This window comes from Aquimarina acroporae, assembly GCF_023195925.1.
Classification (GTDB): Bacteria; Bacteroidota; Bacteroidia; order Flavobacteriales; family Flavobacteriaceae; genus Aquimarina; species Aquimarina acroporae.
In genome coordinates, this window is the sequence record NZ_JALPRE010000006.1 from 298,782 (window position 1) to 313,870 (window position 15,089).

General features: G+C 33.3%; 15 protein-coding genes. 4 read left to right on the forward strand and 11 right to left on the reverse strand.

All coding sequences use genetic code 11. The annotated features are described in order from the left end of the window. Window positions 1–16: 16 nt before the first annotated feature. From M0D21_RS09710 to lipA, 3 genes are read right to left on the reverse strand one after another with little or no spacing between them, the layout of a single operon-like run. Entirely contained in the window at window positions 17–2,257 is a 2,241-nt protein-coding gene (locus tag M0D21_RS09710) for a tetratricopeptide repeat-containing hybrid sensor histidine kinase/response regulator (protein WP_248328864.1), read from the reverse strand. Between the two features lie 9 nt (window positions 2,258–2,266). Continuing rightward, the gene (gap, locus tag M0D21_RS09715) at window positions 2,267–3,271 is read right to left on the reverse strand and encodes a type I glyceraldehyde-3-phosphate dehydrogenase (protein ID WP_248328866.1); all 1,005 of its coding nucleotides are present in this window, start codon (window positions 3,269–3,271) and stop codon (window positions 2,267–2,269) included. 28 nt (window positions 3,272–3,299) lie between these two features. After that, window positions 3,300–4,172, reverse strand: a complete 873-nt coding sequence (gene lipA, locus M0D21_RS09720; RefSeq protein ID WP_248328868.1) for a lipoyl synthase — start codon at window positions 4,170–4,172, stop codon at window positions 3,300–3,302. A 244-nt stretch (window positions 4,173–4,416) separates the two neighbouring features. Between lipA and M0D21_RS09725 the strand changes: the two genes are divergently transcribed. Together M0D21_RS09725 and M0D21_RS09730 are read left to right on the forward strand one after the other, a co-directional pair. After that, window positions 4,417–5,064, forward strand: coding sequence for a hypothetical protein (locus M0D21_RS09725; RefSeq protein ID WP_248328870.1), 648 nt, complete (start codon window positions 4,417–4,419; stop codon window positions 5,062–5,064). A gap of 145 nt (window positions 5,065–5,209) precedes the next feature. Further along, window positions 5,210–5,440, forward strand: a complete 231-nt coding sequence (locus M0D21_RS09730; protein WP_248328872.1) for a hypothetical protein — start codon at window positions 5,210–5,212, stop codon at window positions 5,438–5,440. Window positions 5,441–5,459: 19 nt separating this feature from the next. Here the strand turns inward: M0D21_RS09730 and M0D21_RS09735 are convergent, their stop codons facing one another. The 4 genes from M0D21_RS09735 to M0D21_RS09750 form a co-directional block, all read right to left on the reverse strand. Next, on the reverse strand, window positions 5,460–6,038 hold the full coding sequence (locus tag M0D21_RS09735) for an RNA polymerase sigma factor (RefSeq protein WP_248328874.1): 579 nt from the start codon (window positions 6,036–6,038) through the stop codon (window positions 5,460–5,462). 35 nt (window positions 6,039–6,073) lie between these two features. Beyond that, window positions 6,074–6,280, reverse strand: coding sequence for a membrane or secreted protein (locus tag M0D21_RS09740; protein ID WP_248328876.1), 207 nt, complete (start codon window positions 6,278–6,280; stop codon window positions 6,074–6,076). A 62-nt stretch (window positions 6,281–6,342) separates the two neighbouring features. Next, a complete protein-coding gene (murB, locus tag M0D21_RS09745) occupies window positions 6,343–7,356 on the reverse strand; it encodes a UDP-N-acetylmuramate dehydrogenase (RefSeq protein WP_248328878.1) in 1,014 nt (337 codons plus the stop codon). Beyond that, entirely contained in the window at window positions 7,353–8,546 is a 1,194-nt protein-coding gene (locus M0D21_RS09750; RefSeq protein ID WP_248328880.1) for a pyridoxal phosphate-dependent aminotransferase, read from the reverse strand. The genes murB and M0D21_RS09750 overlap by 4 nt, the downstream gene beginning before the upstream one ends. Window positions 8,547–8,650: 104 nt before the next feature. Between M0D21_RS09750 and M0D21_RS09755 the strand changes: the two genes are divergently transcribed. Continuing rightward, window positions 8,651–10,000 (forward strand): aspartyl protease family protein, encoded by a 1,350-nt coding sequence (locus M0D21_RS09755; RefSeq protein ID WP_248328882.1) that lies wholly within the window; start codon window positions 8,651–8,653, stop codon window positions 9,998–10,000. A 53-nt stretch (window positions 10,001–10,053) separates the two neighbouring features. On the opposite strand, the gene M0D21_RS09760 is transcribed toward M0D21_RS09755, so the two are convergent. Then, window positions 10,054–10,449 (reverse strand): DUF1573 domain-containing protein, encoded by a 396-nt coding sequence (locus tag M0D21_RS09760; protein WP_248328884.1) that lies wholly within the window; start codon window positions 10,447–10,449, stop codon window positions 10,054–10,056. 230 nt (window positions 10,450–10,679) lie between these two features. Between M0D21_RS09760 and M0D21_RS09765 the strand changes: the two genes are divergently transcribed. Then, complete coding sequence (locus M0D21_RS09765; protein ID WP_248328886.1) at window positions 10,680–13,319, forward strand: valine--tRNA ligase; 2,640 nt, start codon at window positions 10,680–10,682, stop codon at window positions 13,317–13,319. 50 nt (window positions 13,320–13,369) lie between these two features. Here the strand turns inward: M0D21_RS09765 and M0D21_RS09770 are convergent, their stop codons facing one another. Genes M0D21_RS09770 through M0D21_RS09780 form a run of 3 tightly spaced genes read right to left on the reverse strand, consistent with a single transcriptional unit; the run spans window position 13,370 to window position 15,079 of the window. Then, window positions 13,370–13,636 carry an acyl-CoA-binding protein gene (locus tag M0D21_RS09770; RefSeq protein ID WP_248328888.1) on the reverse strand — a complete coding sequence of 89 codons (267 nt, stop codon included), beginning with the start codon at window positions 13,634–13,636 and terminating at the stop codon, window positions 13,370–13,372. A 2-nt stretch (window positions 13,637–13,638) separates the two neighbouring features. Next, on the reverse strand, window positions 13,639–14,286 hold the full coding sequence (locus M0D21_RS09775) for a phosphatidylserine decarboxylase family protein (RefSeq protein ID WP_248328890.1): 648 nt from the start codon (window positions 14,284–14,286) through the stop codon (window positions 13,639–13,641). Further along, window positions 14,276–15,079: a phosphatidate cytidylyltransferase gene (locus M0D21_RS09780; protein WP_248328892.1), complete on the reverse strand. Its 804-nt coding sequence runs from the start codon at window positions 15,077–15,079 to the stop codon at window positions 14,276–14,278. Before M0D21_RS09780 ends, M0D21_RS09775 begins: the two co-directional genes overlap by 11 nt. Between the last annotated feature and the right edge of the window lie 10 nt (window positions 15,080–15,089).

Genomic DNA, 15,089 nt, shown 5'->3' on the forward strand with positions numbered 1-15,089 from the left:
TCATGCCATTTTTTCATCAAGCAGTTTGTTCTTTACTTAATGCTTTGTGCAATTTGGTAAAAAACTCTTCTGTTTTGTATGGTTTTGGTATAATATCATTAAAACCATTATCATAAAATTCATCCAGATTATCATCTAGCGTTACCGCAGTAAGTGCTATTACAGGTATTTCAGTATTAAATTCCCGTATTTGTTTGGTAGCTTCAATACCACTTATACCTGGCATATGAATGTCCATTAAAATAAGATCATATGTGTTTTCTCGTACTTTATTAATGGCGATATCTCCATTGTCGGCTACATCACATTTTATTTTACTTTTTTCAAGAATTTTCCTCGTAATTAATTGGTTGATCTTGTTGTCTTCTACAATTAAAATGTATTTATCAACCAAAACATTGTAATCAATCTTTTTAGCGGCTTCAGTATAATCGGTACTCTTATCTTCAAAGATTTCAAATTTCAGATCAAAAATAAATTTGGATCCCTTTCCTAATTCACTCTCGAGTCGTATTTCACTATCCATAAGAGCTAGTAGGTTCTTAACGATGGAAAGTCCAAGACCAGTACCTCCAAATTTCCTATTGATCTGTACAGATCCTTGTGTAAAGTTTTCGAATATGCTTTGCTGTTTTTTCTCTGAGATTCCAACTCCGTTGTCCTCAATTTGGAAGTTGAGGAATACTTTGTTGTCTAGAGTATTGATCTTTTTTACTTTTATCCAGATGTCTCCGTTTTGTGTAAATTTAATAGAGTTACCAATTAGGTTTATTAGTACCTGAGAGACTTTAAGAGGGTCACCTTTTAACTTCGCAGGAATAGAATCATCAAATTCGTAATGTAGTTTGTTGTTACGATCTTTGGCAGATTTCCCTAAAGCAATTAATACATCATTAATTCTCTTTTTTAGATTAAAAGAGGTATGTTCTAGTTCAACTTTATTCGCTTCAAGTTTATTAAGGTCAAGGATGTTATTAATTAATGAAAGCAAATACTCACCTGAAAATTTAAGAGAATTTAAATGTTCCTTTTGGTTTGGAGTAGGACTTTCTTCTAGTAAAAGGTGTGTTAATCCAGTTACAGCATATAATGGAGTTCTTAGCTCATGAGTAATTGTAGATAAAAACTGAACTTTTGCTTCACTTGCTCTTTCTGCATTTTCTTTTGCTAAAATAAGTTCGGTATTCTTGTTTTGTAAGAGTTCATTGGCCTTTGCTCTCAAATTGTTGTTTTTATATAGGGACAACGTAAGCAACGATAAAATAGTGATAAGAGCAATACTCAAAATGGTGGTTAATCTCCCCAATTTAAGAGATTTTTGTTGTTGAATATTTTCTTCGGTCAACTCTTCAATCAACACATTGTTTTCGTTTAAATTTAGTTTTGCTCCTGCTTCTTGTGCTATAATTTCTTTATTGGTGTTAAAAAGAGAGTCTTTGATTTTTTGATGAGTTTTAAGATAACTTAATGAAGTAGGGAAGTCCTCTTTACTCTCATATATTTCACTATATAGCTCGTAACATTCAGATTGTATTTCAGTATAGCTCTTGTCTTTACCAATTTGCAACGCCAATTCATTGGTTTTTAAAGCTTCTTCTGGCTCACCAAGTTCTAGTTGGGCTCTTGCCTTTTTGGTATACAGTTTAGCTTTGAAATAATACATATTGAAAGAATCGATAGTGGGAAGGCCGCTATTAAATTGTTTTATGGCTTGTTCTGGTCTTCCTTGCGCCAGTTCCAGGATACCAAGATTTACTTTTATGGGTCCGTCTAAGCCTTTGAGATCATTTTTTTCAACCAGATCTAATGCAGATGATAAGACCTCATTAGATTTTTCAAATTTCCCGAGTTTTGTGGCAATAGATCCATAGGTCATATAAGAATGGGCCAGCATCATTTCATCGCCGTCTTCAGTTTGTATATCAATTGCGTCTAGAATTTCCTCTTCGGCTTGGTGTAAATCTCCTAATTCTCTGTAGAGCTTGGCAAGAACCATATTGGTTCTGGCAATATAAGTTCTGTTTTGCTGCTGCAACGCAATTTCTTTGGCTTTGGTAATATTAAGGAGGGCGGGTTCTAGCTTAGCTTTATTAATTGAGCTGGAGGCTTTTAGTAAAAAGCTCTCAATAGAATCCTTAATCTGTGTGTTTTCATCAATTTCATTCGTTTGTGATGAAGCATAAAAACAACAAATTAGTAAAAGTCTGACTATACAATATCTGATTTGGGTTGGCATTTTTCCTCTGAAATATGTCAACTAATATAGTTATTTCTTACAAATGTTAATAATTAAATCAATTATTCTATTGCTATATCCTATTTCATTATCGTACCAACCAATAATTTTAACCATTTTTCCAATAACCGAAGTCATTAAAGAATCGAAAACACATGAATACGGATTTCCTATAATATCTATAGACACAATCGGGTCTTCGGTATAAGAAATAATGCCTGCTAGCTCGCTTTGAGATGCATTTTTAAAAGCTTCATTAATTTCTTCTATAGAGGTTTTTTTCTTTACATTAAATGTAATATCTGTCAATGAACCATCGGGAACAGGAACTCGTATACCACACCCTCCGATTACATCGCTCAAATCTGGAAAAATTTTTGTTAAGGCTTTTGCGGCGCCTGTTGTGGTTGGAACTATAGATTGGCTAGCTGCTCTAGCTCGTCTTAAGTCTCTATGTGGTTGATCATGAAGACTTTGATCTGTGGTGTAGCTGTGTATAGTAGTGATATAAGCTTGTTCGATACCACAAAGGTCATTAATAACCTTAATCATTGGAGCAGCATTATTAGTAGTACAAGAGGCATTTGAGATAATGGTTTCAGATCCATCTAAAATATGCTCATTTACACCCAAAACCACAGTTTTGATCTCATCTTCTAAAGGAGGTACAGAAAGAATAACTCTTTTGGCTCCTGCTTTTAGATGTTTTTCCAAAAGACCTTTTGTTTTAAAACGACCCGTGGCTTCTATAACAATATCTACATCATAGTTTGCCCAATTACAGTTTTCTGGATCTTGTTCATTAAGGAAAGAAACGCTATTTCCATCTACAATAATATGATTATTGTCGTGTTTTACTTCCAGAGGTAATACACCATGTATACTATCATATTTTAAAAGATGACTTAATGTTTTTGTGTCTGCAATATCGTTTACAGCAACGACTTCGATAGTTTTGTGATTTATGAGTAATCTAAAGAGATTACGTCCAATTCTTCCAAAACCATTAATAGCAATTCTAATTGGTTTGTTCATTATTCCCTTAATATACTATTATTCAGAATTACGTAAGATGTTTTTGAGCTTTGTATGAAGAGCGTACCAAAGCTCCACTTTCGACATGTCTGAATCCCATTTCAAGCCCTATTTCTTCATATTTTTTGAACTGATCAGGTGTTATAAACTCTTTGACAGGGAGGTGTTTCTTGCTTGGTTGCAAATATTGTCCAATAGTAACAATATCCAAATTTACGTCTCGTAAATCTTTAAGAGTTTGAATTACTTCTTCTTCTTTTTCTCCTAAACCAAGCATGATTCCACTTTTGGTTCTGTTGATACCATTATCCTTAAGATACTTTAATACCTGCAAACTTTGTTCATATTTTGCTTGAATACGTACTTCTCTTGTTAACCTTTTTACGGTTTCCATGTTATGTGAGACCACTTCTGGTTTTACAGCGATAATACGATCTATGTTTTTTGTTTTTCCTTGAAAATCAGGGATTAAAGTTTCCAAAGTAGTTTCAGGGTTCATTCTTCGAATAGCCTGAATTGTTTCCGCCCAAATAATAGAGCCACCATCTGCCAAGTCATCTCTATCTACTGAGGTAACAACTGCATGTTTGATGTTCATTATTTTTATCGATCGCGCTACTTTTTCTGGTTCTTCCCAATCAACAGTTTCAGGTCTTCCCGTTTTTACACCACAGAAACCACAAGAGCGAGTACAAATATTTCCTAAAATCATGAATGTAGCTGTCCCTTCACTCCAGCATTCACCCATATTTGGACAACTACCGGAAGTACAAATGGTATGTAGGTTGTATTTATCTACTAATCCTCTAAGTTCGGTATACTTTTTACCCGTAGGAAGTTTTACGCGTAACCACTTAGGTTTTCCTTTAGGTGGTGCCGCAACAGTTCCATCATTATTCATACAAGCAATATTTTAGGCAAAAATACAAAGAATGCTTTTTATTATTATAGGCTTAGGGTAAAAGTTCTGTTTTGCCCCTCTTTTATAACGGGAAATACTCCTTGATAGCTCAGGTTTATTTCCTTTTTTAATTCAGTGTTTAACTCCTTACCTGCTGTTTATTAGGTGTTTAATTTTGATTTTGAGTTTATGGGTGGTTCCGAAAAACCTTAATAGAGTAGGGTAACTTTTAAAACTGTTAATTATGAAAAAAAGAGCATTAATTTTTTTATGCATGATCGTATTGTCTTTTGGTGCATGTGAAAAAGAAGCTATTCAAAACGAACAACGTCTTGGGGATGACGTTGTGAATTTGGAACGGCAAGTTGATGGTAAATTAAGCTTTAAAATGACTTGTGTGTATTTCTATGAGTATGGAAGATGGGAGGTAGGTCCCTGGGGATTATTTTGTAACAAAAGAAGATCAGGAATTTGTAGTATTAAGAGATTCTGTTTCCCTGAAATCTATATCGATCCTTGTGAATTGATACCGTGCTGGATAGATTTTCTAGATCCTTGGGTGATTTATGAGAAGTTTGATCCAAGAGAATTTAGATCCTTTAGAGATAAGCTTGAATTAGATATCGACCCAAGGGTTTCGTCGGTGCCTTTTGCATTGAATGAACAAGTAATGGGGCTTCAGTTTTATGAAAAAAATGAATTAATGTATATCAAAAATGAAAAAACAGGAGTTTTTAATTTAAATGAAGATATAACCTTTGATAGGGAGACTAGCGAAAATTTAGGTCTTAAAGGTAATGTGGTAAAAGCAGGAGAATATCCTATACTTATTAATGAAGAAAATAATACATTCAATGTGATACTGTCTGTAGAAAAAGGATTTGAAAAGTAATTTTTTAGTTTTTTATAGAAGGCTGGTATCATTTGATACTAGCCTTTGTTATTTTTTAAGACAAATATTAACCTCTAGTTAAAATTAAGTTAACATAAAATTTTTTTTGCATTTCAAAGTTATGTTTTTTAAAAGAGTAAAAGTCATGCAGGAGGAATTGGTAAGTCCTAAAAAACAACAAAATAATCGGAAACGTGTAGAGAAATGGTTACTAAATAACCACAGATATATTAACATTACTGCAATAGAAAAGGAGATCTCTGCTCCAAAAGGTCTAGTTCAAAAATTCGTTAAATATGATAAAAAAATTAACGATAAATGGATAGACCCACTTTCTGGAATTATAAAGCGTTTTACCAATTTTACCCTCAGATAGTACTATTTTCTAACTTGTTTTAAGATTTATTTTTAGGGCTGTTGATAATCTCCGAAAGTAATTTTTTTGCACGAAGTAACTTTACTTTTACATTATTTATAGGCTCATTAAGATTATCTGCAATTTCTTTATAACTCAATTCCTGAAAATACCTCAAATTAATTACTTGTTGATAATGCGGTTTGAGCTGTTTTATAAATAAAAGTAATTGCGCTAAATTTTGTTCTGTGATCAGCTTGTCTTCTGGCGTTGGGTTGTCATCAATAATTTTATAAACAGAATCATCTACTTGAGTAGTAGTTTTAGACTGTATTGATGCATTTTTTTTTCTTACTAAGTCAATATGAATGTTCTTAGAAATTTGTATCAACCAGGTTTTAAAATTATACTCTTCTTTAAATGTGTTTATTTTATCAAAAGCTCTCGAGAAACTTTGAATGGTTATATCTTCAGCTTCGTATTCGTTACGAATACGGTTTAATTGAAAATTATATACATCATTCCAAAAGGTATCCAAAAGGTAATTAAAAGAAGCTTGTTTGCCTTCTTTTGCCTGTTGAATATGTTCTTCTAAGGAATTAGGATATTTTTTTTTCAATGATTTCTTTTTGGATAAATAACCAGAAGAGAGACCTAGTTAGAATGTTCTTTTTCATTACAATTTGAGAATTGATCTGGCGTTTTTCCGCACAGAGAACAAGACTCACCATCTTTATTTAAAAAAGGACTTTGACTTGCACAAGTACCTGCAAATTTACCATCTTTTTTTGCCCATAATTTAATTGCAATCCCAGCAAATGCTAGAAGTAACAGACCTACTGTAAGTAACAAAAGTTTCATAACAATATATAAAGTAACTAATTTGGGTACAAAGATACAAAGAATGTGTGGCTATTAAGAACTTATATGATATTAACTTCTGTCTCAAGCTTAATTTTGAAAGTATCAAAAACAGTCGCTTTGATTTTTTCTGAAACCTCTAATATCTCTTTACCCGATGCATTGTCATAATTCACCAATACCAGAGCCTGGTTTTTGTGTACTCCTGCATCTCCCCATCTTTTACCTTTGAAGCCACATTGCTCTATTAGCCAACCTGCAGGAACTTTTATACTATTTTCATCAATTTGGTATGATGGGATTTTTTGAAATTCCTTTTGTAATTCCATAAAGTGATCTTTAGAAATCACAGGATTCTTAAAAAAACTACCACTGTTTCCTATTTCTAAGGGGTCTGGTAATTTGCTTTTTCTTATTTTAATAACAGCATCAGAGATATTTTGAATAGTAGGATTACTAATGTTCTGCTCTGCTAATGCTGCTTCGATGGCACCATAGCTGGTATTTAGGTAATGATTCTTTTTACTTAACTTAAAGGTCACCGATGTTATAATGAATTTACCTTTGGCTTCATTTTTAAAAATAGAGTTCCGGTATCCAAATTTGCATTCTTCATTAGAGAAAACATGTTTTTTTCCTGAAGATAATTCGTAAGCTTCACAACTTACCATGGTATCTTTTAGTTCTACACCATAAGCTCCAATATTTTGAATAGGTGCGCTACCCACATAACCCGGTATAAGAGATAGATTTTCTAAACCTCCAAAATTGTTTTCGATACAATGCAAGACAAAGTCATGCCAGTTTTCTCCTCCTTTGGCTGTAATCACTACAAAATCTTCATTACTTTCTTTAATAGTTATGCCCTTTATAGCGATATGAATAACAAAGGCATCTAAGTCTCGGGTTAAAAGCATATTACTGCCTCCACTCAAAACAAATAGTTCTTTGTCGACTGGTTTAGAAAGTACTTCCTTTAGTTGTTTTTCAGAAGTAATTTCAACAAATTCGGCGGCCTTAACATTGATACCGAATGTATTGTAGTTTTTTAAAGATTTGTTATACTCAACCTTCATAGACTATTATATTTTTCAAGACCTAATCTTAATATATTAATTGCGGTTTTAAGATCTCTTCGATTTAAAACATATGCAATACGCACCTGATTTTTCCCTTCATTCGGGCTAGAGTAAAAACCTGACGCGGGTGCTAACATAACAGTTTGTTTGTTAACATCAAATTCGTCTAGTAGCCATTGGGCAAAATGATCTGAATCTTCTATGGGGAGTTCTACTATGCAGTAAAAAGCTCCCTTGGGAGAAGCTACTTTAACTCCAGGAATATCTCTGAGTCCTGCGACCAACGTATCTCTTCTGGATTTATATTTGGCCACGGTCTCTTTGTAATATGAATCTGGGGCTTCTAGAGCAGCCTCACTAGCTATTTGCGCAAAGGTAGGAGGGCTAAGTCTTGCTTGAGCAAATTTCATGGCTGTCTCCATAACGCTTTTGTTTTTACTGACCATACACCCAATACGTGCTCCGCACATGCTATATCTTTTAGATACAGAGTCAACAACTATTGCGTGTTCATCCAGATCTTTTTCTTGTAATATAGAGTAATGCTCAGAATCGTCGTAAACAAATTCTCGATATACTTCGTCTGAAATTAAGAATAAATCATACTTGATTGCTAATCTGGACAATTGCTGGATTTCTTCTTTGCTGTATAGATAACCCGTAGGGTTTCCTGGGTTGCAAATTAAAATAGCTTTGGTTTTTGGTGTAATTAACTTCTCAAATTCTTGTATTGAAGGTAGCGCAAATCCCGTTTCTAATTTTGAAATGACAGGAACTACGGTAACAGTAGATTGTGTAGAGAAACTATAGTAGTTAGCATAAAAAGGTTCTGGTACTATAATCTCATCTCCTGGGTCGGTAATACTTCCCATAGTAAAAATCAAAGCTTCACTACCCCCAGTAGTAATTAGAATATCATCAGAAGATATAGTAATATCGTGTTTTGCATAATAACCAGCTAGTTTTCTTCTGAAACTTTCAAAACCGGCAGAATGACTGTATGCTAAAACATCTAATTTGTGATTTTTAACCGCTTCCATAGCCTCAATAGGTGTTTTAATATCGGGTTGACCTATGTTGAGGTGATATATGTGCTTACCCTCTTTTGCAGCTTTTTCAGCAAAAGGCACCAATTTTCTAATTGGTGATTCTGGCATAGCCTTACCTTTTTGAGATACTATTGGCATTGTATTCCTAGTTTAAAAAATAAATAGCGGTAAATTTCTTAAATTATTGAGAAATAGCCTCAAATAAATGAGTAATTTTCAACTATTTTTCTATATTTAGAGGAATGAAGATTTTGTTATTGAATTTTTGTCATTTTATTAAAAGTCGACTTTTAATACTACTACTATTTTTCAATATTGCCTTAATTGCGCAATCTCATTTTCGGCTACCTAAAGGAAAAACTACAGATAAGATAAAATTTGAGCTAGCAAATAACCTAATTATCATTCCAGTAATGGTAAATGGTGTGGAGCTTTCTTTTATTCTTGACACCGGTGTAGGATCTACCATAATTTTTAGTGTAGAAAACAAAAACTCCCTTGAGCTAAAGAATGCTTCAAAAATTTATTTAAAAGGGCTAGGGGATGGACAACCTGTTGAGGCCATAAAGTCCTTGAAAAATGAACTTAAAATTGGAGATGCAATAAGTAGCTCACATAAGGTTTTTTTAGTTCTAGATGAGTCCATCAATTTTTCTCCTCGTATGGGTTTTCCAATACATGGAATTATAGGGTATGATCTTTTTAAAGATTTGATAGTGGATATCAATTATTCAAAAAAGATTATAAAAATTAATAACCCTAAAACCTATACATATAAGAAGTGTAAGAACTGTTATCAAGCAAATATTGATTTAAGAGATCAAAACAAAAGACCTTTTTTAACGGCAAAGTATAAATCACCTACAGGGTTAATAGACATCGATTTATTAGTAGATTCGGGTTCAGGTTCTTCTATGTGGTTGTTTGAAAATGAAAATAAAGGAATTCAGGTAACTAAAGATTCTTTTAGAGATTTCTTAGGTAAGGGTTTTAATGGTGATATTTATGGTCAGAGAACAAAAATTGATGAATTACATATCGGAAATTTTGTAATGAAAGATGTTACCACTTCTTTTCCAGATAAGCAATATATCCAGGGAATTTCCCTAGATAAACGTCAAGGGTCTTTGGGAGGAAGTATATTAAAGAGATTTAATATTATTGTTGATTACCCAAATAAGAAAATGTCATTTAAAAAGAATGGGTATTTTGGGAAGCCATTTCATTACAATATGAGCGGTATTACATTGCAGCATGTTGGCTTTATGGTTGCTAAAAATTATACAGAGAAGGATCGGGTATATTTGGGAATCAATAAGGTAGTTAGTAAAAAAACACTTCAACTTTCCAATAATTTTGTACTACAACCAAAATATGAGATTTCTGATGTGCGACCAGGATCTCCCGCTGAAGAAGCTGGATTGCAAAAAGGGGATATTATAATGGAAGTAAACGGTAAAAAAGCCTATGGATATAGATTATCGGATTTAAATGATCTGTTTTATTCTGAGGTAGGAAGAAGAATTAGGATAAAAGTTGATAGGTTAGGAGTAGAGATGATCTTCGAGTTTTTTCTTAGAAAAGTTATTTAAATAAAAAAAGGGATGCTATTTGCATCCCTTTTTTTATTATTTATTAGTACTCTCTAGTTTTCCAAAACACTTTTATCTATTACTGTACCTTTTATTTTTATAGGAGTTGGCATTTCTCCAGCATTAGAGTATACAGAAATAGTCTTTCTAAAAGGACCTGGTTTTTTGGTGTCATATTTTACCTCAATAATTCCACTTTCTCCAGGCGCAATTGGTCCTTCTGGTTTTTTAGGAATAGTACACCCACAAGTAGAATATACTCTTGAAATAATTAAGGGAGCATTTCCGGTGTTTGTAAATTCAAATTGACGAACACCATTACTTCCTTTTGCAATTTCACCATAATCAATAACTTCAGTTTTAAATTTTATTTGTGCCTTTCCCGTATCTTGAGCATTTAGCTGTACAGTCAGGAAACCAACAAATAAAATCATCATCACTTTTTTCATAATGTAGGTTTTTGTTACATGTAAAAGTAGCTACTTTTTGCTCAACTTCAAAATGAAGGCTAAAAGTAGAATTCACAAATTTAGGGGTAAGAACTTTATTTTTTTGTTTTGCAATGTAATTTTAATCTTAAATTTTTATCTCCACTTGTTATAATTTCTAACCTCCTACTTCGTACTTCGTACTTTAATAGTTACTTTTGCACTTCAAAATCCAAAAATCGGACCAAAATATGGCTTCAGCAGCAAAATATGATGCAAAATCGGTAGAGGAAAAATGGTATAAATACTGGATGGATAATAATTATTTTCATTCAGAAGTAGATGAAAGAGAGGCGTATACAATCGTCATTCCTCCTCCAAATGTCACCGGTGTCTTGCATATGGGGCATATGCTAAATAATACTATACAAGATGTATTGATTAGAAGAGCACGTCTTAAAGGATATAATGCTTGTTGGGTACCTGGTACCGATCACGCTTCGATAGCCACTGAAGCAAAAGTTGTAGCGAAGTTGAAAGAAGAAGGTATAGATAAAAATGACCTTACTAGAGAAGAGTTTTTGGCGCATGCTTTTGAATGGAAAGATAAATATGGAGGAATTATCCTTGAGCAACTTAAAAAATTAGGAGCTTCTTGTGATTGGGAACGTACAAAGTTTACCATGGATGATGATATGAGTGAGGCTGTGATTAAGGTTTTTGTAGATCTATATAATAAAGGTCAGATTTACCGAGGATATCGTATGGTAAACTGGGATCCGGAAGCTAAAACCACACTTTCTGATGAAGAAGTGATTTATGAAGAGCGTCAAGGTAATTTGTATTATTTACAATATAATATCGTAGACTCAGATGCCAAAGTAACTATAGCGACTACGAGGCCAGAAACCATTTTGGGAGATACAGCTATTTGTATTAACCCAAATGACGAGCGTTTTAAAGATTTAAAAGGTAAAAAAGCTATTGTGCCTTTATGTGGTCGTGAAATACCTATTATTGAAGATGAATATGTAGATGTTGAATTTGGTACAGGGTGTTTAAAAGTGACTCCAGCACATGACGAAAATGATAAAGTTTTAGGAGATAAGCATAAGCTTGAAGTAATTGATATTTTTAACGAAGATGCTACCTTAAACTCTTTTGGGTTGCATTATGAAGGTAAAGATCGTTTTGTTGTTCGTAAAGAAATCTCTAAAGAACTTAAAGAAAAAGGGTACTTAGTAAAGATAGAGCAGCATACCAATAAGGTAGGGACTTCTGAGCGTACTAAGGCAGTAATAGAGCCAAGACTTTCAGATCAATGGTTCTTAAAAATGGATGAACTGGTAAAGCCAGCCTTAGAAGCTGTTCTTGGAGAAGGTAAGGATGTAAAATTATACCCTAAAAAGTTTGAAAATACGTATCGTCACTGGATGGAAAACATTCGTGATTGGAATATTTCACGCCAATTGTGGTGGGGACAACAAATTCCTGCTTTTTATTATGGTGATGGTAAAGAAGATTTTGTTGTAGCAGAAACCAAGGAAGAAGCATTGGTTTTAGCTCAGCAAAAGACAGGTAATAAGGAACTAACTGCATCTGACCTTAAACAAGATCCAGATGTGTTAGATACTTGGTTTTCTTCTTGGTTATGGCCAATGTCGGTTTTTGATGGAATTAGAAATCCGGAAAATGAAGAAATTAAGTATTATTATCCGACTAATGACCTGGTAACAGGGCCAGATATTTTATTTTTCTGGGTAGCTAGAATGATCATTGCTGGGTATGAGTATAAAGATCAGCGTCCATTTGAGAATGTGTATTTAACGGGGTTAGTACGTGATAAGCAACGCCGGAAGATGAGTAAGTCTTTAGGGAACTCTCCAGATGCGTTAAAGCTAATATCTGATTATAGCGCAGATGGTGTACGCGTTGGTTTATTATTAAGCTCGGCGGCAGGAAATGACTTGCTATTTGATGAAACGTTATGTAAGCAAGGAAAAGGTTTTGGTGCAAAAATATGGAGCGCTTATACATTAACAACGCTTTGGGAGGTTTCTGAAGATACAGAACAACCAGAACACAGTGAAATAGCGATAGCATGGTATAGGTCTAAATTTCAGCAAACTTTGATTGAAATCGAAGATCATTATAGTAAGTATCGTTTAAGTGATGCGTTAATGTCGATGTATAAATTGATTTATGATGATTTCTGTGGTTTCTTCCTTGAGGTGGTAAAACCGGCGTATCAACAACCTATCGATGCAAAGACATATACAGAGGTGATTCAAATTTTTGAGGATAACCTAAAGATCTTGCACCCATTTATGCCTTTTATTACAGAAGAAATATGGCAATCGATTTCAGAAAGATCTTCAGAAGAAGCATTAATTGTAAATAGATATCCTGGGCAAACAGAATTTAACAATGAATTAATAGCTGAAATGGATTTCATTTCAGAAGTGATCTCAGGAGTTAGAACGATCAGGAAAGATAAAAACATTGCTTTCAAAGAAGCTGTGGGGATTTTTGTGATTAATAATGAAAAATCGACTGATAGACTAAACAGTATTATTAAGAAATTAGTAAATGCATCAGAAATAACTTATGTTACTGAGAAGGTAGATGGAGCTTCATTTCGTGTAAAATCTAATGAATATTTTATACCTATTTCTAAAGATAATATTGATGTAGATGAAGAAATAAAGAAGTTAACAGAAGAATTGAAATATACCGAAGGTTTTCTTAAGTCAGTTCAGAAGAAGTTACAGAATGAGCGTTTTGTGAATAATGCTCCTGAGCAAGTAATCGCAAATGAAAGGAAGAAAGAGGCCGACGCCGAAGCTAAAATAGTCACAATAAAATCTAGTTTAGAAAGCTTGAAAAGCTAGTAACTAGGAACCAGATTATAAAAAAAGCCTTGAATGTTCAAGGCTTTTTTTTAGTCTACAATATGTTTATTGACAAGTTCAATGTATTTCAGTTTTGCTTGTTCAGAAGTTAAATCTTTAACCTGAAACAAGGCATTTAATTTAAACGCATTTCTAAGTTGACTATTGCCAGATGGAGTATAAAAACCATCGGTATGTGTTGCTTGTTTGTAGTATGCGTAGAAGTGAAGCATAATATCAGGTGGGAATTGCATTTTGGTATTGCATGCACGCTGATATGCTTTCTTAAAAGCAATATTTAATTCTTCTTCGGTCATGACTAAAGATTGGCAATAATACTCTCACCACCTTTAACTTTTTGATTCAAACTTACATTCACTTCGGTGCCTATGGGTAAAAATACATCAACCCTTGATCCAAATTTAATAAATCCACTGTCTGATCCTTGCACCACTTTTTCACCTTCTTCGGCGTAGTTCACAATTCTTTTAGCCAAGGCTCCAGCAATTTGCCTGTACAGAACTTCTATTAAATTGTTTTTTACTACTACCGTAGTTCTTTCGTTCTCTTCTGAAGCTTTAGGATGCCAAGCTACCAAATATTTACCAGGATGATATTTACTAAAAATCACCTCTCCATTTATTGGGTGTCTGGTAACGTGCACATTAATAGGAGACATGAAAATAGAAACTTGTAGTCTTTTGTCATTAAAATGTTCTTTTTCGAACACTTCTTCAATAACAACTACTTTTCCATCTACGGGTGAAACTACAGTTTTATCGTTTACTTCAGTTTTTCTTTTAGGGTTTCTAAAAAACTGTAAAATTAAGAACAGAAACACTAGAGTAAGTACAAATATTGCTATCTGTAATTCATTGTTCTGTATTGCTACATAAGATGCAACATTGGCGCCTAAAAATAACACAAGTGTTATTGAAATTATCTTATATCCTTCTTTATGGAACATAGTTCAAGATTTGTAAAAATGCATATAAAAACGGACTGGCAAAAATAACACTATCTAACCGGTCATAAATACCTCCATGTCCAGGCATTATAGTACCGCTGTCTTTAACACCAGCTTGTCTTTTAAATTTAGATTGTATTAGGTCTCCCAGAGTACCAAAAATACTCATTATTATGCTTATAATCAACCAAATTGTAAGGGATAATGTGTGAGAGAATACTGCTATAAGGTATCCTACCAGTAATGAAAATACAAAACCGCCTATAAACCCTTCAATGGTTTTTTTGGGAGATATTCTTTCCAGTAATTTATGTTTTCCAAAGTTTTTTCCCACTAGATAAGCAAAAGAATCATTGGTCCAGGTAATTAAAAAGGCACCTGCAATAATAAGAGGTTGATATGTGCCTGAGTAGTTAGGGACTAGTGTGAGAAAGACTATAGAGGTGATCAAATAAAAAATACTTGTCCTATACTTTCGTTTTTCGAACATTGGAATAATTCGAATCGTTATTAGGTCTTTAACTAGAAATAGTTCTGTGATTAAGGTTAAAACCAGAATAGGAAGTATGAGGTAAATGTTATCTTGAAATATATTAAGAACGGCAAAAAATAGAATGAATATTAGGTAGAGCCTTTTATTTGTTAAATGAATTAATTTCTGAAATTCATAGATCGAAATAACTCCGAAAATAAAGAATATTCCGATGAAGGTATATTTAGAGACAAATATTGAAACTAATAATATTAAAACGTATAAAAAACCTGATAAAGACCTTGTTAGCAGTTCTTTCATCTATTAGTGT

Bases quoted from the DNA above. Each gene is read 5' to 3' on its own strand.
- gap (WP_248328866.1), bottom strand. From the start codon at position 3,271: ATGAACAAACCAATTAGAATTGCTATTAATGGTTTTGGAAGAATTGGA.
- lipA (WP_248328868.1), bottom strand. From the start codon at position 4,172: ATGAATAATGATGGAACTGTTGCGGCACCACCTAAAGGAAAACCTAAG.
- M0D21_RS09725 (WP_248328870.1), top strand. From the start codon at position 4,417: ATGAAAAAAAGAGCATTAATTTTTTTATGCATGATCGTATTGTCTTTT.
- M0D21_RS09730 (WP_248328872.1), top strand. From the start codon at position 5,210: ATGCAGGAGGAATTGGTAAGTCCTAAAAAACAACAAAATAATCGGAAA.
- M0D21_RS09740 (WP_248328876.1), bottom strand. From the start codon at position 6,280: ATGAAACTTTTGTTACTTACAGTAGGTCTGTTACTTCTAGCATTTGCT.
- murB (WP_248328878.1), bottom strand. From the start codon at position 7,356: ATGAAGGTTGAGTATAACAAATCTTTAAAAAACTACAATACATTCGGT.
- M0D21_RS09750 (WP_248328880.1), bottom strand. From the start codon at position 8,546: ATGCCAATAGTATCTCAAAAAGGTAAGGCTATGCCAGAATCACCAATT.
- M0D21_RS09755 (WP_248328882.1), top strand. From the start codon at position 8,651: ATGAAGATTTTGTTATTGAATTTTTGTCATTTTATTAAAAGTCGACTT.
- M0D21_RS09760 (WP_248328884.1), bottom strand. From the start codon at position 10,449: ATGAAAAAAGTGATGATGATTTTATTTGTTGGTTTCCTGACTGTACAG.
- M0D21_RS09765 (WP_248328886.1), top strand. From the start codon at position 10,680: ATGGCTTCAGCAGCAAAATATGATGCAAAATCGGTAGAGGAAAAATGG.
- M0D21_RS09770 (WP_248328888.1), bottom strand. From the start codon at position 13,636: ATGACCGAAGAAGAATTAAATATTGCTTTTAAGAAAGCATATCAGCGT.
- M0D21_RS09775 (WP_248328890.1), bottom strand. From the start codon at position 14,286: ATGTTCCATAAAGAAGGATATAAGATAATTTCAATAACACTTGTGTTA.
- M0D21_RS09780 (WP_248328892.1), bottom strand. From the start codon at position 15,079: ATGAAAGAACTGCTAACAAGGTCTTTATCAGGTTTTTTATACGTTTTA.